Below are 23401 nucleotides of genomic sequence, written 5' to 3'. Positions count from 1 at the left end.
GGTGATTATCGTGAAGAAGAAGCAAGGATTGCTGGTCATGCTGCTGGGGTGTCTTGTGACCGTGACTGCCATTGCCGGAGTACTGGTATGGAGGGGAACGGACAAGAAAGAAGATGAGAATAATCAGTACATGGAACTGAACGATTCTTCGGAAGAGCTCTTATGGAATGACGAAGAAACTACGGGTACAAAGGAAGAAACGTCAGAAGACGTAAAAGAGACGACAAAGACCGCGGCGAATACGCCCGAGTCGACAGAGGCCACAGAGGCCGTGAGAGAAGAGACCGGTGAAGAGGATTCCCCGGAACAAGATCAAATGGAGCTTCCTTCAGAAGCGCCCGCCGCTGCCGGCGAAGTACATTCAGTGAGCTTCGGTGAAGCGGACAAACTGATCTGGCCGGTAGAAGGAAATGTCATATTGGATTATTCCATGGACAAGACTATTTATTTTCCTACGCTTGACGAGTACAAGTGTAATCCCGCCGTTCTGATTCAGGGCGCGGCCGGAACGCAGGTAAAAGCTGCCGCAAATGCCATTGTGAAAGCCGTAGGGACAAATGAAGAGCTGGGAAATTATGTAACGCTGGATTTGGGGAACGCTTATGAACTGACCTGCGGTCAGCTCACAGAGCTTGCCGTGAATCCTGGAGACTATGTGGAAGCCGGAGCCGTTATCGGAAATCTGGCCGAACCTACTAAGTATTATGTGGTAGAAGGCCCGAACCTTTATTTTCAGATGACAAAGGACGGTGCGCCCATTGATCCGCTGGATTTTGTGGAATACGCACAGGAGTAAAAGACGAATCTGCATAATAGACCTGCATATGGGCGCCCTCGCCGGAAATAATGAATCTTTCCATATTTCCGGCTAGGGCGCCTTTACATATCTCAAATCATATTGCTGTTATGATAGCGGCTGTCAGAAGTCACATCTTCACCAAACCAGTCTGGGGGACAAAAAGAGAGAGCTTCATCCTCTGTGGAAAATTCCACTTCGACCAGCGTGAGTTCTTTCGGGACGGAGAAGATGTCCAGCTCCGCTGTGAGGGTCCCAAGAGGGATCCGGTAACGTTTTTTGGCAATGATGTGGCCATCGGCCTTTGCTTTCAGATGCAGGTAAGCCTTTTCATTCAGCGGCAGGTTATATTCTTCCCGCACCATCATCCCTTTGCCTTTGTAAGTCATATAATAGCTGTTATCTTGGCGCCGGATCCGGACTACCGGGTCTGTGCACAGATAAGCCTGCTCGATCAACAGACAGGGATAGGTTTCCAAGTCTTCTGGCATCTTTTTTACTAAAAATTTCCGTTCTATTTCCACACGGCGTTCCTTTCTGGGGGCAGCGGATAAGCCGACCTCCGCGTTCTGCTATTTTACAGTTTCTTTATGATTTTTCTCATTTTATCATACTTTCATTCTATAACCAAGAGGAGGAGTGTGATATAATGGATGCAGTCAGTAAGAGTGAAATAGAAAAGGAGGTCTATCATGAGTAAAGTTTATGTTTGCATGGCTCCGGGGATGGAGGAGGTGGAATGCCTTGCCGTTGTGGATATTCTAAAGCGGGGCGGAGTGGAAGTGGAGACAGCTTCCATGGGCGGAGGACTTGAAGTGACAGGGTCCCATGATATCACCGTGAAAGCCGACAGCATGTGGTCGTCAGAAGCGTGCGATGCGTGCGACGCGCTTTTCCTTCCGGGAGGGATGCCGGGCACAGCGAACTTGACCGAACATGCGGAGCTGGGGGAGGCTATCCAGAAGTTTCACAAAGAGGGCAGGCTGCTTGCCGCCATCTGCGCGGCACCCAGTGTACTGGGAAAATACTGCTGTCTGGAGGGAAAGAAGGCCACCTGCTATCCCGGATGGGAGGACAAGCTTTTAGGGGCAGAGCATGTGGAAGACGGTGTGGTCCGGGACGGAAATGTGGTGACAGGACGCGGACTCGGCTTTGCCATCGACGAAGGCCTTGAGCTCCTTAAGATCCTTGCGGATGAGGAGACCTCAGAAAGGGTGAAAAAAGAGATTCAGCATCCATAAAATAAGAAGAATACCTGTACGCTGAGGTAAATGCCGGCCCCACAGCCAGGAGTTGCCAGAAATCGAAATTTCTGCTGGTAATTAAAAAACTTCTATGCTATAATGGTAAATTGCTAGACTGTGAGAAAATGTAATACGTTATATATATTTAAGGAGGAATACACGAACAATGAGTGTACAGGTAGAGAATTTGGAAAAAAACATGGCAAAGCTGACAATCGAAGTACCGGCTGAGGAAGTCGCAAAGGCGATTCAGGGCGCATACCAGAAAAATAAAAACAGGTTCAATGTCCCCGGTTTCCGGAAAGGCAAAGTGCCTCAGAAAATGATCGAGAAGATGTATGGTGCCGGCGTTTTCTATGAAGATGCCGTAAATATGCTGCTTCCCGGAGCTTATGAGAAGGCCGTGGAAGAGAGCGGGCTGGAAGTCGTATCCCAGCCTGAGATCGACGTTACCCAGATCGAGGCCGGAAAGCCCATGATCTTCACTGCTTCTGTGGCTGTGAAGCCGGAAGTGACTCTTGGCGAATATAAGGGTCTGGAAGTGGAAAGACAGGAAATCATCGTCACAGATGACGAGGTAATGGAAGAGATCAAAAAGGAGCAGGATAAAAACGCCGCTATGGTGACGGTAGAGGGAAGGCCCATTGAAAAGGATGACACAGCTGTCATCGATTTTGAAGGCTTCTGCGACGGCGTGCCGTTTGAAGGCGGAAAGGGAGAGGATTTCCCTCTGGTCATCGGCTCCGGACAGTTTATCCCCGGTTTTGAAGAGCAGCTGATCGGTAAAAACGTAGGGGAAGAGGCAGAAGTAAACGTTACGTTCCCCACTCCTTATCAGGCAAAAGAGCTGGAAGGCAAAGATGCCATGTTCAAAGTGACAGTCAAAGAGCTGAAGGCAAAAGAGTTGCCAGAAATCGACGATGAATTCGCCAGCGAAGTATCCGAATTTGACACGCTGGAAGAATATAAGAAGGAAGTGGCAGATAAATTAAGGGAGCAGAAGGAAGCGGAAGCCAAGAGGAAGAAAGAGGACGAGGCTGTGAATAAGGCCGTTGAAAACGCGTCCATGGATATCCCCGAGGCTATGGTAAAGACCCAGGCTTCCAACATGGTGAATGAATTTGCTCAGAGAATGCAGGGCCAGGGCCTTACCATGGAGCAGTATATGCAGTTCACCGGCACCACGAGAGAAAAAATGGAAGAGCAGATGATGGAGCAGGCCAAGAAGAGAATCCAGGTCAGACTGACCCTGGAGGCAGTTGCAAAGGCTGAGAACATCCAGGTATCAGAAGAAGAACTTGACAAAGAAATTGAAGAGATGGCCAAGGCTTACAAGATGGAAGCAGACCAGCTCAAGAAATATTTAGGAGACGCGGAAGCGGAGCAGATGAAGACAGACCTGGCGGTGCAGAAGGCGGTCGATCTGCTGGTAGCGGAAGCGAAAGAAGCCTAAAATTAAGACAGGAGGCATCAGAATGAGTTTAGTACCTTACGTCATTGAATCAACCAGCAGGGGGGAGCGCTCCTACGACATATATTCCAGGCTGCTTAAGGACAGGATCATTTTTCTGGGAGAAGAGGTAAATGAGGCTACGGCCAGCCTGGTGGTGGCCCAGCTGTTATTCCTGGAATCTGAAGATCCCGGAAAGGATATCCAGCTGTACATCAACAGCCCCGGCGGAGTCGTGACAGCAGGTATGGCGATTTATGATACCATGCATTATATCAAATGCGACGTATCCACCATCTGCATTGGAATGGCGGCCAGCATGGGCGCATTCCTTCTGGCAGGGGGAACCAAAGGGAAACGTATGGCGCTTCCCAACGCGGAGATCATGATCCACCAGCCTTCCGGCGGCGCGCAGGGGCAGGCCACCGACATAAAGATCGTGGCTGACAAGATTATCGAGACCCGGAAAAAGCTGAACCAGCTGCTGGCGCAGAACACAGGTCAGCCTCTGGATGTGATCGAAGTGGATACCGAACGCGACCATTATATGAGTGCGGCAGAAGCCAAGGAATATGGCATCATTGACCAAGTAATCGAAAGTCGTCAGAGGTAAACGGATGGCAGGAAAATTTGATGTTCGCTGCTCTTTCTGCGGAAAGACCCAGGAACAAGTGAAGAAGCTGATTGCAGGCGGGAAAGATGTCTACATCTGCGACGAGTGCGTGGAGCTTTGTGCGGAGCTTATTGAAGAAGAGACGGCAAGTGACGCGGTGGAGCAGCTGGAGGGCATTAACCTTTTGAAGCCGAAGGAGATCAAGGAGTTTCTGGACGAATATGTGATCGGACAGGAGCGGGCGAAAAAAGTGCTTTCCGTCGCGGTATACAATCACTATAAAAGGATCACGGCGCCGTCGGATTCGGATGTGGAGGTCCAGAAAAGCAACATCCTGCTTCTCGGCCCCACCGGTTCCGGAAAGACGTTTCTGGCACAGACACTGGCCAGGATTCTCAATGTACCTTTTGCGATCGCGGATGCCACGGCTCTCACCGAGGCCGGGTATGTGGGCGAGGATGTGGAAAATATTCTGCTGAAGATCATTCAGGCTGCTGACTTTGATATCAACAGGGCAGAATACGGAATCATTTATATTGATGAAATAGATAAGATCACCAAGAAATCAGAAAATGTCTCGATCACAAGGGACGTATCCGGCGAAGGCGTCCAGCAGGCGCTCTTAAAGATTCTGGAGGGAACCACGGCCAGTGTTCCTCCACAAGGAGGCAGGAAGCATCCCCACCAGGAGATGTACCAGATCGACACTACCAATATCCTGTTTATCTGCGGAGGGGCTTTTGACGGTCTGGAGCAGATCATCGAAAACAGACTGGGGGCCGGATCCATTGGGTTTGAGGCAGATTTGAAAGACAAGGATAAAAGAGACATCAGCGAGCTTTTGGCCCAGGTGATGCCTCAGGATCTGATAAAGTTCGGTCTGATTCCGGAATTTATCGGCCGTGTACCGATGGTGGAATCTCTGGAGCTTTTGGACCGGGATGCGCTGATCCGTATCCTGACAGAGCCCAAAAATGCCATAGTCAAGCAGTATAAACGTCTGTTTGATCTGGACGGCGTGGAGCTGGAATTTTCCAGGGATGCGCTGGAGACGATCGCGGATCAGGCGGTGGAACGCAAGATTGGCGCCAGAGGTCTGCGGGCTATCATGGAAAAGGTAATGACAGATATCATGTATGAGATTCCGTCCGATGAAAATATTGGCCGGTGCCTGATCACGAAAGAAGTGGTAGAGGGCGAGAGTAAGCCGGAGCTTACTTACCGGGACACGGAAGTGAAGACACGAAAAGGCGAAACAGCCTGAGGATGGGGGGCCGCAGTATTCTGCAGCGCCCCATTTAAAGCTGGACCCCGGAGGGGGCGGCTGAAAGGCAAAAGGAGGAAAGAACATGACAATACCTGCAATTGCATTGCGCGGCTTATGCGTACTGCCGAAAATGGTAGTGCATTTTGACGTCAGCAGGAGAAAGTCTATTCTTGCGTTGGAAAAGGCGATGGTGGGCGACCAGAAGATCTTTCTTGTGGCACAGAAATCCGTACAGGATGAGGATCCCGGAAAAGAGGAGCTTTATTCCATCGGCACCATTGGGACGATCAAACAGATACTCAAGCTGCCCGGAGGGATGGTGCGCGTGCTGGTCGAAGGGCTGGAGCGGGCGCAGCTGAACGCTTTGGAGGCGGAGGAAGGATATTTGGAGGCGGATGTGGAAGTATGTCCTCCGGAACCGTTTTTGGAAGCGGATGACGTCACAAAGGAAGCTATGTGCAGGATCCTTAAGGAGCATGTGGAGAGATATGCGGCAGTGAACCCTGCCCTCAGCAAAGATGTCGCTGGGATGCTCTTGGAGTCTAGGACCCTGGAAGAGCTTCTGGATGAGATTTCCATCAATATTCCGTTCAGTATGGAGAACAAGCAGCAGCTGATTGAGACTACTTCTCTGCCGGAGCGGTATGTCCTGGTCGAACAGATACTGGGTACGGAAGTGGAGATCAGCCGGATCAAGCAGGAATTTCAGGAAAAGGTCAAGGAGCGGATAGACAAAAATCAGAAGGAATATATACTCCGGGAGCAGATGAAACTGATTAAGGAGGAGCTTGGAGAGGACACGATTCAGGCCGATGCGGAGCAGTTTGGAAAGCAGCTGGAGAAATTAAAAGCAGGAAAAGAAGTGAAAGAGAGAATCTCCAAAGAGATCAGCCGGTATAAGACTATGCCTATGGGGAGCCAGGAAGCGTATGTGAGCAGGAATTATATTGAAACTCTGCTGGAGCTTCCCTGGAGCAGAATGTCCAGAGACAACAAGGACCTGGCCAGGGCGGAGAAGATACTGGAAGAGGATCACTATGGCCTGGAAAAGGTGAAGGAAAGGGTCATGGAGTTTCTTGCGGTCCGTTCTCTCACAGGGAAGGGAGACAGCCCCATCATCTGTCTTGTGGGTCCGCCCGGTACAGGAAAGACATCCATTGCCAGATCCGTCGCCAGAGCGCTGGGGAAGAAATATGTCAGGATTTGTCTGGGAGGCATCCGGGATGAAGCCGAGATACGCGGCCACAGGAGGACGTATGTGGGCGCCATGCCTGGACGAGTGGCGGCGGCTCTGAAGCAGGCCGGCACTTCCAATCCGCTGATGCTTCTGGATGAGGTGGACAAGGTGGGCAGCGATTATAAAGGTGATCCGGCATCGGCGCTTCTGGAGATATTGGACAGCGCGCAGAACGATACGTTCCGGGATCACTATATCGAGATTCCCCTTGATCTGTCAAACGTGCTTTTTATTGCGACGGCCAATACGACTCAGACTATTCCCAGGCCTCTTCTCGACAGAATGGAGATCATAGAGGTAAGCAGCTATACGGAGAACGAAAAGTATCACATAGCGGACAAATATCTGGTGGTAAAGCAGATGAAGAAAAACGGCCTTACGGCGGATCAGTTTTCTGTTTCGGCTAAGGCAGTCCGAAAGATCATCCATAATTATACGAGGGAAGCCGGAGTCCGTGAGCTGGAACGGAAGATTGGAGAACTCTGCCGGAAAGCGGCAAAAGAGCTCCTCGACGGAAAGAAAAAGCAGGTGAAGATTACCGAAGGGAACCTGGAAAAATATCTGGGCAAAGAGCTTGTACGGTTTGAAACGGCCAATGAAGAAGACGCGGTGGGTATTGTCCGCGGTCTGGCGTGGACCAGCGTGGGAGGCGATACCCTGGAGGTAGAGGTGAATCTGATGCCCGGGAGCGGAAAGCTTCAGCTGACCGGACAGATGGGCGATGTGATGAAGGAATCGGCAGAAGCGGCTTTGAGCTATGTCCGCTCTGTGAGCCCCGCTTATCAGGTGGACAGCGCCGTTTACGAAAAGAATGACATCCATGTACATATTCCGGAAGGAGCCGTTCCAAAGGACGGACCCTCGGCAGGGATCACAATGGCTACGGCCATGCTGTCGGCAGTCACCAATAAAAAGGTGAAAGCGGATCTGGCTATGACAGGCGAGATTACGCTGAGGGGCCGCGTGCTCCCCATCGGCGGGCTGAAGGAAAAGCTCCTCGCGGCGAAGATGGCGGATATCCACACAGTTTTGGTGCCGGGAAACAATAAGCCTCATGTGCAGGAGCTTTCCAATGAGATTCTGGACGGCATGGATATTAAATTTGTAGGTTCCATGGATGAGGTATTAAAAGAAGCGCTGGTCTGATATGCCCGGAACGGGCAGGTCAGCCGGCCAGTCCGCTTTTAAAAGGAGGGACCGGATGATTATAAAGACTGTAAATCTGGAAACGGTCTGTGGCGTCACCAGCAGACTTCCGGAGAACGACAAGCCAGAGATTGCCTTTGCGGGGAAATCAAATGTAGGGAAATCCTCTTTGATCAATGCGCTTATGAACCGGAAGTCATATGCCCGTATTTCGGCGCAGCCGGGGAAAACCCAGACTATTAATTTCTATAATATCAACGAAGCCCTCTATTATGTGGACCTTCCCGGATACGGGTATGCAAAGGTCTCACTGGCTGAGAAAGAAAAATGGGGCAGGATGATAGAGAATTATCTGAAGAAATCCCGTCAGCTCAAATGTGTGTTCCTGCTGGTGGATATCCGCCACGAGCCTTCTGTCAATGACAGGCAGATGTACGACTGGATCGTGCATAACGGCTATGAACCGGTAGTGATCGCCACAAAGCTGGATAAAATAAAACGCAGCCAGCTGCAGAAGCAGCTGAAACTTCTGCGGAGCGGCCTTGGGATTGGGAACCAGGTCATGGTGATACCGTTTTCAGCAGAGACGAAACAGGGACGTGATGAGATTTGGAATCTGATCGAACAGCTGACCTCCGGAGACGATCCGGATAAGCCGTGAGAAGAAAAAAATGGAACAGAAGGGAAACTGGCCATAGGGAGAAAGTAAGACAGGCGGAATGATCCGTCTGTCTTTTCTTTCGCTGAACATCTGTCATATTGGGTGTAAGGCAGAAATGTACCGCCGGTTAAGACGCGGTCAATTTTTTTATATTATCAGATGATATCCGATCGATATTCCCCTTTGTTTTTTATCTTCTTTCCGGCATATTTAAGCTGGAAGGGAGGTGAATTTTATGGACTATGGGTATATCCGTGTCTCCAGCACGGATCAAAACGAGGACAGACAGCTTGTAGCCCTGCGCAGAAAAGGGATACCAGATAAACGGCTTTACATCGACAAGCAGTCCGGGAAAGACTTTGAGCGGCCAAAATATAAACGGCTGGCAAGACGGCTGAGACAGGGCGATCTGCTGTATATTCTGAGCATTGACCGGTTGGGAAGAAACTATAAGGAGATACAGGAACAATGGAGGATACTCACACAGGAGAAAGGCGTGGATATCTGTGTGCTGGATATGCCGCTTCTGGACACCAGGCAGGGCAAAGATCTTATGGGGACCTTTATTGCGGATCTGGTCTTGCAGATATTGTCTTTTGCAGCTCAGAGCGAAAGAGAAAACATCAAGAAGCGGCAGGCAGAGGGGATAGCGGCGGCAAAGGCCAGAGGGGTGAAGTTCGGCAGGCCGCCGCTCCCATTGCCGGACAATTTTTATGAGGTACATAAGGCGTGGCGGGAAAAAAAAATAGCGCTCCGACAGGCGGCCAAAGCCTGTGGAATGCCAGTAGGAACCTTTTATACAAAAGCGGTCAAATTCGAAAAGTCTACCATATTATAACGCTTAAAAATTTGGAAAGGTGAACCTTTACAAATTTGAGAACACATAAATCCCTAAATCTAAATATATCAGCAAAACAGTAATCTTTCAAGTGGTTTACTATATTTTTCTTATGGTGCAGCAGCCTTTTCACCTGTTTGTAAAGGTTCACGATTTCATATCGGCTTTTGCCAGGACGAGAAAGCACAATAATAAGAAGGAGGAAAAAGGATGAAGCATGTAAGAAAAATAGGGGCTTTGCTGCTGTGCCTGTGCTTTGCAGTACTGATGGTTCCTGCTGCAGCATTTGCGCTGGACACGTTTGGTTATAATGAGGCAGTCGCTTCTGGGAGGGTGTATGACGGCACGAATCTGGTGAGCATTACGGATTTTCAGTTTTCCGGCGTGTTTGTGATAGACAAGGTTTCGGCCGACGGTGAGGGGATTTTGCCGTCTCCCAATGCCGGTACCTACAACGCATTAAATGCGACGCACCTTGTTTTGAAGGGCGAGGACAAGGAGTATTATACTGTAAAGTACGACGCGGTTTATGAGAATGTGCAGCTGAAGGATGCTGTTGTAATCAGCAAAGCTGAGCCGCAGATTGAAATAGAAGCGCCTTCTTCCGTCTGGCCGGGGAATGAATTTACCCTTACGGCGACGATCGTCAACCATTTTGATTACGACGCGGGGCTTCCTTTAGCAGAAGACATGTCTCTCACGGTTGACAATGCACAAAGGCTCACGGAAGTCAAAAAGGACGGAAATCGCTACAGCGCCGTTTTTGCAGCCGCTGAAGGAACAGCCGTTGACCGTATGACAGCGTCCGTAAATGTTCTGGATACGGCGCAAAATTATAGTCCCCTGACTGCGCCGGAGCAGAAAACCATCGGCCTTAGGAGCTTTGCAGATTATGCGGCAGTGGACGCGGCCATAGCTAAGGCCGCTGGCTTAAACAAAGGGGATTATAGAGATTTTTCAGCAGTAGAAGCAGCAGTCAATGCCGTTGTGCGCGATAAGGAATCAACCGAACAAGCGGAAGTAGACGCTATGGCACAGGCAATCGAGGCCGCTGTTGCAGCTTTGGAATATAAGGATGCTGATTACAGCAGGGTTGATGAAGCAATCGCAAAAGCCGAGGCTTTGAATAAGGATGATTATAAAGATTTTTCAGCAGTGGATACCGCCGTCAGCGCTGTTGTCCGCGGAAAGAACATAACAGAGCAGGAGCAGGTGGACGCCATGGCACAGGCGATTGAGGAGTCCTTAAATGGATTAGAAAAAAAGGCGCCGGCTCCGACAAAACCTGCTGATCCGTCTAAGCCAGCCGCTCCGACCAAACCGAACATCAATACCAACAGCCCGCAGACAGGCGATGACAGTAATCCCGCTCTTTGGGTTTCGCTGTTCGTGCTTGCCGGCGGCCTGACAGGGGCAGTCCTGTACTCTAAAAAGCGCAGAGCCCATTAATAACCTTCACTTCAAACAAAACCGGCCTGACCAGGCCGGTTTTGTTTGCCTATAGATTCTATTATACTGATCATGCAGTGTTCCAAGTAAGCGGAGCCGTACACGTCCATAAAAGAAACAGAGAGCCTGAAGGGGGGAGGGCTTCTCCCCATGGAGTGGGAAATGCGGAAGAAGTAAACTTTACTTTTCTCCTTTCCTGCGGTATGATTAATGTTATCTTACAATGGGCTTCCCCTCTGAAAAAAGTGCGACATACAGGGAAGGTTTTCGGGTTTTCGAACGTTACTCTATGGGAAATCTTTAAGATAGGAGGTAGGATTATGTATGGTTGGCGCGGTAAAATAGGGATCATCATTCCATCCGCGAACACGACGATGGAACCGGAACTGTGGAAAATGGCGCCTGAAGGGGTCAGCATCCACTGCAGCCGCATGTTCGCCATGGGATGCAGCACAGAGGATCTGAAGAGACAGGATGAAGATGTGGAGCGCTGCGCCGGACTTCTCGGCTCGGCAGATATGGATGTGGTCATTTATGGATGTACCAGCGGAAGCTTTGTAAATGGTCCGGAGTGGGAAAAGGCACTGCAAAAACAGATTGCAGAGGAAGCTCATTGTAAAAGCATCACGACCACTGGTGCTGTGCTGGATGCCCTGAAGGTTTTCGGCAAAAAGAATCTGACGGTAGTGAGCCCTTATAACGATGAGGTAAGCGCCATTGAACATGACTTTTTTGCCAGACAGGGATTCTGCATGACCGGCGGCTCGCATCTGGGCTATGACCAGGGGACGGATATCCGCAGCCAGACGCCGGAACGGGCATATCGTTTGGCCAAAGGCGCAGTGAGGGAAAATACGGAAATTTTGTTTATCAGCTGTACCAACTTCAGAACCATAGAAGTTCTGGAAGACCTGGAAAAGGATCTGGGGATACCGGTGGTCTCCAGCAATCAGGCCAGTCTCTGGGCGGCGCTGAAAGCCATAGACGTAAAAGCGGAGATAAAGGGGTACGGAACTCTGTTTGCGTATTGACAGACAGTTTCCATTGCATTTTGATTCTGTTTTCGCTATAATTTACATCAGTGGAGAAGGACCGGGCGGATTTTGCCGCCCGGGATTTCTTCCAAAAGACAAAGACCCCCGGGGAGGAGACTGTACAATGAACCAGGAATGGCGCGATTTAGGGAACGATATTCGGAATATCATTCAGGATGCCGTAAATTCCCAGGATTTCAGAAAACTAAATCAGACGATCAAGGGCGCCATTAACAGTGCTGTGGACGGTGTGGAAAAGGGCGTATCGAGAGCCAGCTTCCAGTGGAATAAGGCAAGAGAAGCGTCTTCGCCGGAGACGGGGGCAGAAAACAGAAATAGGCCTTATACACCGGCGGACAAACGTACACTTTTTTCGGAATACTCTGCGGCAAGGACCAGGGCCGGAGGCATCGCTCTCACGGTATGCGGCTATATACTGGGGATTGGTACAGCGATGGCCATGGCAGTTTTATTCATGATCACTCTGGCCATAGGCGGCATTGCCGGCGTACGTATAGCGAATTATTGTCTTCTTCCGGTCTTTATAGCGGGAGCAGTCATGGTATGCAGCGGTTCCACCAAGCTTTCCATGGCGAAGCGGTTCCGGCGGTATGTGGAGAGGCTGCGCGGACGCACGTACTGTGAGTTAAAGGAATTATCCGAATATATAGGAAAGAGCAAAAAGTATGTGACGCGGGATATTAAAAAGATGATTGAGAAAGAATGGTTTCGGGAAGGGCACCTGGATGAGCAGGAGACATGCCTGATCATTGACAACGCCACATACCTTCAGTATAAAGAGACTATTCACCAGGCGGAGATTCAGAGAGAAGAGGAAGAGTGCGGGCCGGTGGTGTCTGGAGAGACAGATGCGGTGATTCAGGCCGGCGCGGATTATTTGAAAAGAATCCGGAGATGCAACGACGCCATTCCCGGTGAAGAAATATCGGAGAAGATATCCAGGATGGAGCTGGTCATCAAACGAATCTTTGACCGAGTGGAGCGGCATCCGGAAAACGTGGAGGATATCCATAAATTGATGGAATATTATCTTCCTACTACGGTGAAGCTGCTGGAGGCGTATGAGGAGCTGGACCGGCAGCCGGTTCAGGGAGATAACATCATAAGCTCCAAGAAAGAGATCGAAGAGACGCTGGGCACCTTGAATATAGCCTTTGAAAAGCTGCTGGACAGTTTGTTTCAGGATACGGCCTGGGATGTTTCTACGGATATATCCGTGCTGAAGACGATACTGGCGCAGGAAGGGCTGTCAGAAGGCGGGTTTGATAAGCGGCGTGATACAGGAGGAGAGAGACGATGAGCAAGGAATGGGATATGCCGGTGAAGGAGCCGGTGCTGACACTGAACCCTTTTGAAACAGATCAGGAGGATTTGCCTGTAAAAACAGAAGAGCCGCCGATTTCCAAATGGGACGACAGCATCTTGTCAGAAGAGGAAAAGAAGATGGTGGATGCTTTCTCCGGTCAGATTGATCTGAGCGATTCTGCCGCCGTGCTGCAGTATGGTGCGGGGGCTCAGAAAAAGATGGCAGATTTTTCAGAAGCAGCTCTGGATAATGTGAGAACAAAGGATTTGGGCGAGATCGGAGATCTGCTGGCCGGCGTTGTGACAGAGCTGAGAAGCTTCGACGCGGAGGAAGAAAAGGGTTTCCTTGGCTTTTTTAAAAAATCCTCCAATAAGATCACAGCCGTAAAAGCAAAATATGCCAAGACAGAGGCAAACGTGGATAAAATCTGCAAGGTACTGGAAACCCATCAGGTACAGCTTTTGAAGGACGCGGCCATGCTGGATAAAATGTATGATCTGAACCTGACTTATTTTAAAGAATTGTCCATGTATATTCTGGCGGGAAAAAAGAAGCTGTATGCCGTTCGGGAGACAGAGCTTCCGGGGCTGCGGGCGAAAGCGGAGAGAAGCGGTCTGCCGGAGGACGCTCAGGCGGCCAGAGATTTGGACGCGCGCTGCAGCCGGTTTGAAAAAAAGCTTCATGATCTGGAGCTCACCAGGATGATCGCGATGCAGACGGCGCCTCAGATACGGTTGGTTCAGGACAATGATACCGTTATGGTGGAGAAAATCCAGTCGACGATCGTAAATACGATTCCTCTTTGGAAGAATCAGATGGTACTGGCTTTGGGAGCTGCCCATTCGGCACAGGCAGTTGAGGCGCAGAGGAAAGTATCAGATATGACCAATGAACTGCTGAGCAGAAATGCAGCGGCACTTAAGACAGCGTCAGTGGAAGTGGCAAAAGAATCGGAACGGGGAATCGTAGATATGGAGACCCTGCGTACGACTAACGAAACGCTGATCTCGACGCTGGACGAAGTGCTCCACATCCAGGAAGAAGGCCGGCAGAAGAGGGCAGAAGCGGAGGTGGAGATGAACCGCCTGGAAAGTGAACTGAAAGCAAAGCTTCTGGATATTGGAAAGCGGTGATCACTCCTTCATAAGGCTCTGCATGATGGCGGAGTATATCTGCTGGCTTTCCTTATTCCAACGGCTGCACATATGCTCCGCCTGTTCTTTATCCGGTACGGAGATATTTACTTCCAGGAGCTGGGTTTTTCCCTCACGGATGGCACAGTGGACCACATAGTCTTGATTGGTGGATTTGTAATAATCGGAAATGAGGCCCACCTCGTCGCGGAGGCGTACTTTATTTTCCTTCAAATAGGTATCGATGTCCTCAATGATGGCAGAAGAGATTTTTTTGCCGAAAAAAGACAAGGTCTCCTCCCCTTCTCTTGTGATCTCATAACGAGAGCTGTTCCGGGTAGATTCCAGCTTGATGAGATGAGATTCGATGAGCTCGGACAGCGCCTGCTGGAGGGTGAAGTAAGTGGTGTACTCCTTGTCCAGGAAGAATTCAGAGATCTGGGCGTTGGCAAGTGGAAACTTCACCTGCTTCAGCATATATAAAATCATTAATTTGTATAGGGTCAATGGCTCGGACATCAGTGCGTCTCCTTCCAAATTTCTACAAAATCTGTCAATGTTTTTATCATACCAAGTTTAGAAAATGAAATCAAGTTGTAAATTTCCCGCATTTGTTGTATAATATGAAACACACTTAAGATTATTACCAGAATCTGAAAATCTATTTTGCCGCTTTCGCGGCAGCAGTCTTTATGGATCCCCCCGATTGATGGAATATAGATGGAATATAGAAAGAAAAGGAGAGCCTATGAGGGAGAAACTGGAAACCCTGTCTCTGGCGCAGCTGCGCGGAATTGCAAAAGACTTTGGGGTTAAAAATATCACGGCACAGAGAAAAGCGGAGCTTATCAGCTGTATTCTGGAAGCCAATGAAACAAAGGAAAAAGAAGAGGAAACGGCCGTGGATGCTGTGGAGCCGGCTGTCCAGCCGGTCAGAGAGCAGGCTGCCGCTCCTTTTGTCAGGAGACAGCCCTCTGTGGCGCCGAATATCAATCCTGAGGAGCTTCAGAATCTGGACAGCGGAATTCCGGCCCATGGAATCCTGGAGGTAATGCCGGACGGATTCGGTTTTATCCGGTGCGAAAACTACCTGCCCGGTGAGAATGACGTCTATGTCTCCCCCTCTCAGATACGCCGATTCAACCTGAAGACAGGAGACATCGTCAGCGGAAGCAAACGGGTGAAAACCTCTTCGGAGAAATTCGCTGCGCTTTTATACGTTTCCAAGATCAACGGACTGCCGGTCGGAATCGCGGAAAAAAGACCGAACTTTGAAGATCTGACTCCTATTTTCCCCAATTCCAGGATACATTTGGAGATGTCTGGAGGGAGTATAGCCATGCGTATCGTGGATCTGCTGTCTCCCATCGGCAAAGGGCAGAGGGGGATGATAGCTTCCCAGCCCAAAGCCGGAAAGACCACGCTGCTAAAGGAGGTCGCCAAGGCGGTGACCGGCAACCATAGAGATATGCACTTGATCGTTCTGCTGATAGATGAACGGCCGGAGGAAGTGACGGACATCAAGGAGTCTATTGAAGGTCCCAATGTGGAGGTCATCTATTCCACCTTTGATGAACTGCCGGAGCATCATAAACGTGTTTCAGAGATGGTGCTGGAGAGGGCGAAGCGTCTGGTGGAGCATAAGCGCGACGTGGTGATCCTGCTGGACAGCATTACGAGACTGGCAAGGGCATATAACCTGACGGTGGCGCCAAGCGGCAGGACTTTGTCGGGCGGCCTTGACCCGGCGGCGCTCCACATGCCAAAACGGTTTTTCGGAGCCGCGAGAAACATGCGGGAGGGCGGAAGCCTGACCATATTGGCCACAGCGCTTGTCGAGACCGGAAGCCGTATGGATGACGTGGTGTTTGAGGAATTCAAAGGTACAGGAAACATGGAGCTTATGCTGAACCGGAAGCTGTCGGAGAAGCGTATTTTTCCGGCTATCGATATCTTGAAATCCGGTACCCGCAGAGATGACCTGCTCCTTACAAAGGAGGAGCAGGCGGCAGTGGAGACCGTGCGGAAAGCCACTGGCGGAATGAAGTCGGATGAAGCGGTGGAGAGGATTCTGGATTTGTTCAAACATACGAGAAACAATAAGGAATTCATGGATATGGTCGGCAAGATGAAAATATAAAAAAAGCCCCAAAATACTTGCAATGAAAGAAACCTTATGTTATAATAAACTTCGCTGTTTTAAAAGAAGATGGGCGCTTGTGCGTCAAGCGATAGAAAGAACCATAAGAGAGGTGAAAAGCATGAGAGAAGGAATCCATCCTGATTATCATCAGGCAAAGGTTGTGTGTAACTGCGGAAATGAATTCGTGACTGGCTCTACCAAAGAAGACATTCACGTAGAGATCTGTTCCAAATGCCATCCGTTCTATACAGGACAACAGAAAGCTGCATCCGCCCGCGGACGTATCGAGAAGTTTAACCGTAAGTATGGTGTTAACACAGAAAAATAAGGCTATGCACAATGATGAGGTTGAGATTTCGTATTATCTGTGGAATCTCAGCCTTTTTTATTCTATGGGAAAGGTCCTTGAACTCTCCCAGTTATAATATATGCGAAAGGTGGAAAGCCGGATGAGATCATCGGGTATCGGAGGCCAGGCGGTTATTGAAGGCGTGATGATGCGGAACAAGGATGTATACGCCGTCGCGGTCAGAAAACCAGATCAGGAAATAGAAGTAGCGGTTGACACGTATCAGTCTTTTACAGAAAAACACAAGGCATTCAACATTCCTTTCATAAGAGGAATTTTTAATTTTGTGGATTCTCTTCGCCTGGGCATGAAAATCCTCACATTTTCCGCCAGCTTTTATGAGGAGGAAGAGGAAAAAGAAAAGGACGAAAGGGAAAAAAAGAAGGAAAGCGTCATCATGGGAATCACCATGTGCGTATCAGTCATTTTGGCCGTGGGGATCTTTATGATTCTTCCTCTCTTCCTGGCCAGCCTGTTTCGGAGCTTTATCGAATCCAGGGCTCTCATGGGCCTGATCGAGGGTCTGATCCGCCTGGCTATATTCATCGGGTATGTGCTCTTGATCTCTCTGATGAAGGATATCCGCAGGGTGTTCATGTATCATGGGGCCGAGCATAAATGTATAAATTGTGTAGAGCATGGTCTGGAGCTTAACGTGGAAAATGTAAGAAAGAGCTCCAAGCGCCATAAACGCTGCGGGACAAGCTTTTTGCTGTTCGTGGTTATTGTGAGTATCGTGTTCTCCATGGTCATCCAGACCGATGTGGTGTGGCTCAGAGTCCTGCTGCGTATTCTGCTGATTCCTGTGATCGCAGGTATCTCTTATGAGATTCTTAAGCTTGCGGGAAGCAGTGAGAATTGGCTGATAAATCTGATCAGCAAGCCGGGGCTTTGGCTGCAGGGTCTTACGACCAGGGAACCGGATGATGATATGATCGAGGTGGCCATTCGTTCCGTGGAAGAGGTCTTTGACTGGAAGAAGTACGAAGAAGAGAATTTCGGCAGGACATTTTCTTAGGAGGCAGGACCATGGAACGGAGGACATATGGCGGGCTTTTAAAAGAAGCGGAGACATTCCTTTCCGGGCATCAGGTGGAGGAATGGAGTCTGGATGCCTGGTATTTGTTTTCCAGCTGCTTTTCCATGGACAGAGCCGGGTATTATTTAAAAAGAGACTGTACAGCAGAGGAAGAAGAAACAGATACCGTGGCACGGTTTCGTTCCATGGTAGAGCGCAGAGGAGCGCGGATTCCGCTTCAGTATATTTTGGGCGAACAGGAATTCATGGGGCTTTCTTTCCGCGTGAATGAACATGTGCTGATACCCCGCCAGGACACGGAGACACTGGTGGAGCGGGTGCTGGAAGATGTGAGAAGAACGCGTGCCGGGGCTGAAGGGCTGCACATACTGGATCTCTGTACGGGTTCCGGCTGTATTGGAATCAGCCTGGCACACTATCTGCGGGGATATCCGGAGCTGCAGGTGACGCTCAGCGATATCTCTGCCGACGCACTGCGCGTAGCACGGGAAAATATATGCCGCCTAGGATGCAAAGACTGCTGCCGTGTTCTGCAGTCTGATCTGTTCGGAGCTTTTAAAGAAAAGCCGGGTGAGCGGTTTCAGGTCATCGTATCCAATCCGCCGTATATCCCCAGCCGGGATATTGAGGGACTGGAGCCGGAGGTGAGGGAGCATGAGCCTTTACTTGCCCTGGACGGGGAGAAGGACGGGCTGGCCTTTTACAGGAGAATAGCCTCGGAAGCCGCTGGGTATCTGACCTCGGACGGCGAGATCTATCTGGAAATTGGATGGAATCAGGGAACAGGTGTGGAATCGGCTCTCATGGAGGCCGGCTTCCGTGATATAGAGATTATAAAAGATCTGACAGGAAGGGACCGGGTGGTGAAAGCTGCCGTCAGGAGACTTGACTGACAGAGCGAGACAAGGAGGAACTGCCATGTTCGACAGGCTGGATGATATTCTTGTTCGGTTCGAGGAAATAATGGAAGAGCTGAATAATCCTTATGTAGTGGAGGACCAGACGAAGTTCCGCAGACTGATGAAGGAACAGACGGATCTGGCTCCTATTGTGGAGGCATACAAGGATTATAAAGGAGCCAGGCAGGACGCAGAGGACAGTCTGGCGATGCTGGAGGATGAGAACGACGAGGAGATGCGTGAGATGCTCAAGGAAGAGCTGGCATCTGCGAAGAAAAAGATAGAAGAACTGGAGAAGGAGCTTAAGATCCTGCTTCTTCCCAAGGACCCCAATGACGATAAGAATGTTATCGTGGAGATCCGCGCCGGCGCCGGCGGGGATGAAGCGGCTCTGTTTTCCGCGGAACTTTACCGGATGTACAGCCGTTTCGCCGAGCGAAACCGCTGGAAGGTGGAGATGATCAGCGTAAATGAGAGCGGGATTGGCGGCATGAAGGAAGTGATCTTCATGATTTCCGGCCACGGCGCCTATTCTAAACTCAAGTATGAGAGCGGAGTCCACCGGGTACAGCGTGTACCGGCTACGGAATCCGGCGGCCGTATCCACACCTCCACCAGCACGGTGGCAATCATGCCGGAGGCGGAAGAGGTGGATGTTCAGCTCGATATGAACGATTGTAAATTTGACGTGTTCCGTGCTTCCGGAAACGGCGGACAGTGTGTAAATACGACGGACTCGGCAGTCCGGCTGACCCACATTCCCACCGGGATCGTTATCTCCTGTCAGGACGAGAAATCACAGCTTAAAAACAAGGATAAGGCGCTGAAGGTGCTGCGTTCCCGGTTATATGACCTTGAGCTGGCAAAGAAGCAGAATGCGGAAGCGGAAGAAAGAAGAAGCCAGATCGGAACGGGCGACCGTTCTGAGAAGATCAGGACATATAATTTCCCGCAGGGACGGGTGACAGAGCACAGGATCAAGCTGACCCTCTACAAGATTGATTCCGTCATGGACGGGGATTTGTATGAGATCATTGACAGTCTGATCGCGGCCGACCAGGCTGCTAAGCTGAGCAGTCTGCAGGAGATATGATATGGCAGGCCGCGGAAAAGAGGGAGTACAGTGATTCGGGTGTTCATATGTCCGGAGTGCGGTAAGGCGAGAGTGGTATCCAAGTTCCTGAAAGCAAACTGCTATCATTGCGGGACGGCGATGAAGATATGCGATGTTCCTTATACAAAATGGGTGGAAATGGATCCGGAGGACAGGGAAAGGCTTTCGGAATCTTACCGCGGTCATAACCGGCAGAAGACGGGGAATAATAAAATTAAATAGATTGGAGGGGTATGATGGCAGGTACAGCTTGGGCGCTTCTGCCTCCTGTTGTGGCGATCGCGCTGGCATTGATCACAAAGGAGGTCTACCTTTCACTGCTGATCGGCATTGTGTCCGGGGCACTGCTGGTGACCGGATTTCAGCCGCTGGCTTCGGTGGAGACTACGTTCTCGATCATGGGTGACAAAATCGGCGGAAATGTGGACATCCTAATATTTCTGGTACTTTTAGGCATCCTGGTGGCGCTGATCACCAAATCCGGCGCGTCAAAGGCCTATGGGAACTGGGCATCCAAGGTCATAAAATCAAAGAGGGGAGCCCTCTTGTCCACGGTACTTTTAGGATCATTGATCTTTGTGGACGATTATTTCAACTGCCTGACTGTAGGAACGGTCATGAGGCCTGTGACAGATAAATATAAAATCAGCAGAGCGAAGCTGGCTTATATCATTGACGCCACTGCGGCGCCTGTCTGCATCATTGCGCCAATCTCCAGCTGGGCGGCGGCGGTAGGCTCGTCCCTGCCTGAAGGGAGCGGGATCGACGGCTTCAGCCTGTTTATCAGGACGATTCCTTTTAATCTCTATGCAATTCTGACCATAATTTTCATGCTTTATCTGATCATACGGAATATCGATTACGGTGCAATGAGAAGGTATGAAGAAAAGACGGCGAGAGAAGGGGAGGAAACTGCGGTCTCCGGAGAGGAGCTTCGCATCAGCGGCAGAGGAAAGGTGATTGATCTGGTTCTGCCGATCGCGGTTCTCATCCTGTTTTGTATCAGCGGTATGCTGTACACGGGAGGGATCCTGGACGGAGCCGGAATCGTGGAGGCATTTGCGAACTGTGATTCTGCCAGAAGTCTGGTGCTGGGTTCCTTTTTCACCCTTGTTGTGACCTTCCTTTTGTATCTTCCCAGAAGAGTGATCTCCTTCCGGGAGTTCTGCGAAAGCTTTACGGAGGGATTTAAGGCGATGACTCCGGCCATTATGATACTCTGTCTTGCATGGACTTTATCCGGCATATGCCGTGAGGAGTATCTGGACATCGGAAGCTTTGTCCGCGGGGCAGTCGGGGGCAGCGCACTGATCAGCATGCTCCTTCCCGCTATCTTCTTTGCCGTGGCCACTGGGCTGTCTTTTGCTACCGGTACTTCATGGGGGACCTTTGGCATACTGATCCCTATCGCGTTCGTGGTATTCGATGCCGGAGATATCAATATGCTGACTATTGCTACGGCATCCATTCTTGCGGGGGCCGTGTGCGGAGACCATATTTCTCCCATTTCAGATACGACAATCCTGGCTTCGGCGGGAGCCCAGTGCAATCATTTGAGCCACGTATCGACTCAGATACCCTATGCTCTTACGGTGGCGGCATGCTGTCTGGCCGGGTATTTTGCGGCTGGATTTACGAAAAATGGCTGGGTGGGGACGCTGGTCGGGCTTGCGGCTTTGGCGGCAGTGCTGCTTATGGTGGGACGGAACGGAAAAAAAACGGAAATATAGGAGCTTTGCTGTCTGGCTGGGGCCTTGTGCAGCAGAAACAATTCATACGAAAGCCCTTTGATTTATTTAGAATTGTGCTATACTAGAATTAAAGTCGATGTGCGAGGACCTTCTGAGGGGAAGGGATAAGTATTGGAGGGATTTTATGAATTTGTTTAAGCATAATATCATTGTTTCAGAGCGCAGGGACATGGTGAAAATCACCGATACGGTAAAAAAGGACATCAAAGAGAGCGGTATCAAGAACGGAGTCATCATCGTACACTGCCCGCATACTACCGCCGCCTTGACGATTAATGAAAACGCGGATCCGGATGTCATCCAGGACATGCTGTATGCCATGGAGCATGCCTATCCTACGAAGGATATCCGGTACCGCCACTATGAAGGGAATTCTCACGCCCATGTAAAAGCTTCTACCATGGGAGCTTCGGTGACCTTGATCCTGGAAGAGGGCGAGATGATTCTCGGGGTATGGCAGGATCTTTACTTATGCGAGTTTGACGGGCCCAGGCAGCGTACCTTTTATGTGAAGGTGATGGAGGGATAGACGTGGAGATTCAGAAGATTGTAGAGAAACAGCGGGATTATTTTGCCACAGGCGCAACAAGACCTGTGGCATTTCGTTTGAATGCGCTGGAACGGCTGCAGGAAGAAATAAAGAGGCGGGAGCCGCAGATCCACGCGGCACTTAAAAAGGACTTGAATAAATCGGGCTTTGAGTCCTATATGACAGAGACTGGCATGACATTGGCTGAACTGAGTTATCTCCGGAAGCATTTAAAGAGCTTTTGCAGGCCGAAAATGAAGCTGTCGCCGCTTGCACAGTTCCACAGCAGGAGCTTTACGGTCTCTGAGCCCTATGGGTCCGCGCTGGTAATGTCTCCCTGGAATTATCCGTTTATGCTGTGTCTTGAACCTCTGGCGGGTGCGCTGGCGGCCGGGAACTGCTGCGTCCTGAAGCCGTCTGCATATGCGCCGGCTACATCAGCTGCCATACGAGAGCTGATAAAGGCCGTGTTCCCGCCGGAATATGTGGCGGTTGTAGAGGGCGGCCGGGCAGAGAATACGGCGCTCCTGGAGCAGCGTTTTGATTATATCTTTTTCACGGGAGGCGTGAAGGTGGGAAAACTGGTGATGGAAAAGGCATCCCGGAATCTGACGCCGGTCACGCTGGAATTGGGGGGAAAGAGCCCCTGTATCGTGGAAGAGTCCGCAGACCTTAAGACGGCTGCCAGACGGTTGGCTTTTGGGAAATATCTGAACGCGGGGCAGACCTGTGTAGCGCCTGATTATCTGCTTATTCAGGAGTCCGTAAAAGAGCCTTTTCTGACTCTGCTGGAAAAGGAGATCCGCTCCATGTTTGGAGAACGGCCCTTGGAGAATCCGGATTATCCGAAGATTGTCAATGAAAAGCATTTTAACAGGCTCCTGGGTCTCATGGAGGGAGAGAAACTCCTGACAGGAGGAGAATACCGGCGGGAGACACTCCAGATTGCTCCGGCAGTCCTGGATGAAGCAGCGGCGGATGCTCCGGTCATGAAGGAGGAGATTTTCGGCCCGCTGCTGCCGGTGCTCACTTTCCGGGAAATCGGCGAGGCGGAGAAATTCGTCCAGGTGAGGGAAAAGCCTCTTGCGTGCTATATTTTTACCAAAAAGAGAGAAGTGGAGAAACGGCTTCTCAGTTCTCTTAGCTTCGGCGGCGGCTGCGTAAATGATACCATTATACACTTGGCTACTTCCCGAATGGGTTTCGGCGGCGTAGGTGCCAGCGGGATGGGGAGCTACCACGGGAAAAAGAGCTTTGAGACTTTCAGCCATGAAAAGAGCATTGTAAAAAAATACAACTGGATAGATATGCCGATCCGCTATCAGCCCTATACGAAAAAAAAGGAAAAGCTTCTTAGGCTTTTCCTGAAATGAATGCTTTTT

23 protein-coding genes are annotated in these 23401 nt (G+C 50.3%); 21 read left to right on the top strand and 2 right to left on the bottom strand.

All coding sequences use genetic code 11. The annotated features are described in order from the left end of the window. Positions 1-10 precede the first annotated feature (10 nt). Complete coding sequence (locus tag LQE92_RS14550) at positions 11-796, top strand: M23 family metallopeptidase (RefSeq protein ID WP_231062962.1); 786 nt, start codon at positions 11-13, stop codon at positions 794-796. A 92-nt stretch (positions 797-888) separates the two neighbouring features. Here LQE92_RS14550 and LQE92_RS10740 read toward each other — a convergent pair whose 3' ends face one another. Then, a complete protein-coding gene (locus tag LQE92_RS10740) occupies positions 889-1320 on the bottom strand; it encodes a CYTH domain-containing protein (RefSeq protein ID WP_231062961.1) in 432 nt (143 codons plus the stop codon). A gap of 168 nt (positions 1321-1488) precedes the next feature. Here LQE92_RS10740 and LQE92_RS10735 point away from each other — a divergent pair, with 168 nt between their 5' ends. The 11 genes from LQE92_RS10735 (at position 1489) to LQE92_RS10685 (ending at position 14195) form a co-directional block, all read left to right on the top strand. Further along, the gene (locus LQE92_RS10735) at positions 1489-2037 is read left to right on the top strand and encodes a DJ-1 family glyoxalase III (protein ID WP_231062960.1); all 549 of its coding nucleotides are present in this window, start codon (positions 1489-1491) and stop codon (positions 2035-2037) included. A 169-nt stretch (positions 2038-2206) separates the two neighbouring features. After that, on the top strand, positions 2207-3493 hold the full coding sequence (gene tig, locus LQE92_RS10730) for a trigger factor (RefSeq protein WP_231062959.1): 1287 nt from the start codon (positions 2207-2209) through the stop codon (positions 3491-3493). A gap of 22 nt (positions 3494-3515) precedes the next feature. Then, complete coding sequence (gene clpP / locus LQE92_RS10725; protein ID WP_231062958.1) at positions 3516-4103, top strand: ATP-dependent Clp endopeptidase proteolytic subunit ClpP; 588 nt, start codon at positions 3516-3518, stop codon at positions 4101-4103. Positions 4104-4107: 4 nt separating this feature from the next. Next, positions 4108-5367 carry an ATP-dependent Clp protease ATP-binding subunit ClpX gene (clpX, locus tag LQE92_RS10720; protein ID WP_231062957.1) on the top strand — a complete coding sequence of 420 codons (1260 nt, stop codon included), beginning with the start codon at positions 4108-4110 and terminating at the stop codon, positions 5365-5367. Positions 5368-5452: 85 nt separating this feature from the next. Beyond that, the gene (lon, locus tag LQE92_RS10715) at positions 5453-7753 is read left to right on the top strand and encodes an endopeptidase La (RefSeq protein ID WP_231062956.1); all 2301 of its coding nucleotides are present in this window, start codon (positions 5453-5455) and stop codon (positions 7751-7753) included. A gap of 55 nt (positions 7754-7808) precedes the next feature. After that, entirely contained in the window at positions 7809-8414 is a 606-nt protein-coding gene (gene yihA / locus LQE92_RS10710; RefSeq protein WP_231062955.1) for a ribosome biogenesis GTP-binding protein YihA/YsxC, read from the top strand. Between the two features lie 235 nt (positions 8415-8649). Then, a complete protein-coding gene (locus tag LQE92_RS10705) occupies positions 8650-9252 on the top strand; it encodes a recombinase family protein (protein ID WP_231062954.1) in 603 nt (200 codons plus the stop codon). A 210-nt stretch (positions 9253-9462) separates the two neighbouring features. Beyond that, positions 9463-10701 (top strand): YDG domain-containing protein, encoded by a 1239-nt coding sequence (locus tag LQE92_RS10700; protein WP_231062953.1) that lies wholly within the window; start codon positions 9463-9465, stop codon positions 10699-10701. Positions 10702-11021: 320 nt separating this feature from the next. Next, positions 11022-11732, top strand: a complete 711-nt coding sequence (locus LQE92_RS10695) for a maleate cis-trans isomerase family protein (protein ID WP_231062952.1) — start codon at positions 11022-11024, stop codon at positions 11730-11732. Positions 11733-11859: 127 nt separating this feature from the next. Beyond that, entirely contained in the window at positions 11860-13056 is a 1197-nt protein-coding gene (locus tag LQE92_RS10690) for a 5-bromo-4-chloroindolyl phosphate hydrolysis family protein (RefSeq protein WP_231062951.1), read from the top strand. Next, on the top strand, positions 13053-14195 hold the full coding sequence (locus LQE92_RS10685; protein WP_231062950.1) for a toxic anion resistance protein: 1143 nt from the start codon (positions 13053-13055) through the stop codon (positions 14193-14195). The genes LQE92_RS10690 and LQE92_RS10685 overlap by 4 nt, the downstream gene beginning before the upstream one ends. On the opposite strand, the gene LQE92_RS10680 is transcribed toward LQE92_RS10685, so the two are convergent. Further along, positions 14196-14717, bottom strand: coding sequence for a DUF4364 family protein (locus tag LQE92_RS10680; RefSeq protein ID WP_231063115.1), 522 nt, complete (start codon positions 14715-14717; stop codon positions 14196-14198). A gap of 226 nt (positions 14718-14943) precedes the next feature. Here LQE92_RS10680 and rho point away from each other — a divergent pair, with 226 nt between their 5' ends. The 9 genes from rho to LQE92_RS10635 all read left to right on the top strand — a co-directional run bounded on the left by rho (position 14944) and on the right by LQE92_RS10635 (position 23392). After that, complete coding sequence (gene rho / locus LQE92_RS10675; protein WP_231062949.1) at positions 14944-16335, top strand: transcription termination factor Rho; 1392 nt, start codon at positions 14944-14946, stop codon at positions 16333-16335. Positions 16336-16456: 121 nt separating this feature from the next. After that, the gene (gene rpmE, locus LQE92_RS10670; RefSeq protein WP_147595301.1) at positions 16457-16666 is read left to right on the top strand and encodes a 50S ribosomal protein L31; all 210 of its coding nucleotides are present in this window, start codon (positions 16457-16459) and stop codon (positions 16664-16666) included. A 121-nt stretch (positions 16667-16787) separates the two neighbouring features. Beyond that, on the top strand, positions 16788-17705 hold the full coding sequence (locus LQE92_RS10665; protein WP_231062948.1) for a DUF1385 domain-containing protein: 918 nt from the start codon (positions 16788-16790) through the stop codon (positions 17703-17705). 11 nt (positions 17706-17716) lie between these two features. Next, positions 17717-18619: a peptide chain release factor N(5)-glutamine methyltransferase gene (gene prmC, locus LQE92_RS10660; RefSeq protein WP_231062947.1), complete on the top strand. Its 903-nt coding sequence runs from the start codon at positions 17717-17719 to the stop codon at positions 18617-18619. Positions 18620-18644: 25 nt separating this feature from the next. Then, positions 18645-19718 (top strand): peptide chain release factor 1, encoded by a 1074-nt coding sequence (gene prfA / locus LQE92_RS10655; protein ID WP_231062946.1) that lies wholly within the window; start codon positions 18645-18647, stop codon positions 19716-19718. Between the two features lie 30 nt (positions 19719-19748). Then, positions 19749-19961, top strand: a complete 213-nt coding sequence (locus LQE92_RS10650) for a DNA-directed RNA polymerase subunit M (RefSeq protein WP_231062945.1) — start codon at positions 19749-19751, stop codon at positions 19959-19961. Between the two features lie 14 nt (positions 19962-19975). Continuing rightward, positions 19976-21469, top strand: a complete 1494-nt coding sequence (locus LQE92_RS10645; protein WP_231063114.1) for a Na+/H+ antiporter NhaC family protein — start codon at positions 19976-19978, stop codon at positions 21467-21469. A gap of 145 nt (positions 21470-21614) precedes the next feature. Continuing rightward, a complete protein-coding gene (locus LQE92_RS10640) occupies positions 21615-22019 on the top strand; it encodes a secondary thiamine-phosphate synthase enzyme YjbQ (RefSeq protein WP_231062944.1) in 405 nt (134 codons plus the stop codon). 2 nt (positions 22020-22021) lie between these two features. Then, positions 22022-23392, top strand: coding sequence for an aldehyde dehydrogenase (locus LQE92_RS10635; RefSeq protein WP_231062943.1), 1371 nt, complete (start codon positions 22022-22024; stop codon positions 23390-23392). Positions 23393-23401 lie beyond the last annotated feature (9 nt).

Origin of the sequence: Lientehia hominis, from assembly GCF_021044755.1 — a bacterium.
In the GTDB taxonomy this organism is placed as follows: Bacteria; Bacillota; Clostridia; order Lachnospirales; family Lachnospiraceae; genus Lientehia; species Lientehia hominis.
The sequence above is the reverse complement of the archived record's forward strand: the minus strand, read 5'-3'. Positions and strand labels throughout refer to the sequence as shown.

Excerpts from the sequence above, each read along its gene's own strand:
- LQE92_RS10645 (WP_231063114.1), top strand. The coding sequence starts at position 19,976 with ATGGCAGGTACAGCTTGGGCGCTTCTGCCTCCTGTTGTGGCGATCGCG.
- LQE92_RS10665 (WP_231062948.1), top strand. The coding sequence starts at position 16,788 with ATGAGATCATCGGGTATCGGAGGCCAGGCGGTTATTGAAGGCGTGATG.
- LQE92_RS10735 (WP_231062960.1), top strand. The coding sequence starts at position 1,489 with ATGAGTAAAGTTTATGTTTGCATGGCTCCGGGGATGGAGGAGGTGGAA.
- LQE92_RS10640 (WP_231062944.1), top strand. The coding sequence starts at position 21,615 with ATGAATTTGTTTAAGCATAATATCATTGTTTCAGAGCGCAGGGACATG.
- prmC (WP_231062947.1), top strand. The coding sequence starts at position 17,717 with ATGGAACGGAGGACATATGGCGGGCTTTTAAAAGAAGCGGAGACATTC.
- rho (WP_231062949.1), top strand. The coding sequence starts at position 14,944 with ATGAGGGAGAAACTGGAAACCCTGTCTCTGGCGCAGCTGCGCGGAATT.
- LQE92_RS10705 (WP_231062954.1), top strand. The coding sequence starts at position 8,650 with ATGGACTATGGGTATATCCGTGTCTCCAGCACGGATCAAAACGAGGAC.
- clpX (WP_231062957.1), top strand. The coding sequence starts at position 4,108 with ATGGCAGGAAAATTTGATGTTCGCTGCTCTTTCTGCGGAAAGACCCAG.
- LQE92_RS10700 (WP_231062953.1), top strand. The coding sequence starts at position 9,463 with ATGAAGCATGTAAGAAAAATAGGGGCTTTGCTGCTGTGCCTGTGCTTT.
- clpP (WP_231062958.1), top strand. The coding sequence starts at position 3,516 with ATGAGTTTAGTACCTTACGTCATTGAATCAACCAGCAGGGGGGAGCGC.
- prfA (WP_231062946.1), top strand. The coding sequence starts at position 18,645 with ATGTTCGACAGGCTGGATGATATTCTTGTTCGGTTCGAGGAAATAATG.
- LQE92_RS10685 (WP_231062950.1), top strand. The coding sequence starts at position 13,053 with ATGAGCAAGGAATGGGATATGCCGGTGAAGGAGCCGGTGCTGACACTG.
- yihA (WP_231062955.1), top strand. The coding sequence starts at position 7,809 with ATGATTATAAAGACTGTAAATCTGGAAACGGTCTGTGGCGTCACCAGC.
- rpmE (WP_147595301.1), top strand. The coding sequence starts at position 16,457 with ATGAGAGAAGGAATCCATCCTGATTATCATCAGGCAAAGGTTGTGTGT.
- LQE92_RS10695 (WP_231062952.1), top strand. The coding sequence starts at position 11,022 with ATGTATGGTTGGCGCGGTAAAATAGGGATCATCATTCCATCCGCGAAC.
- LQE92_RS10690 (WP_231062951.1), top strand. The coding sequence starts at position 11,860 with ATGAACCAGGAATGGCGCGATTTAGGGAACGATATTCGGAATATCATT.
- tig (WP_231062959.1), top strand. The coding sequence starts at position 2,207 with ATGAGTGTACAGGTAGAGAATTTGGAAAAAAACATGGCAAAGCTGACA.
- lon (WP_231062956.1), top strand. The coding sequence starts at position 5,453 with ATGACAATACCTGCAATTGCATTGCGCGGCTTATGCGTACTGCCGAAA.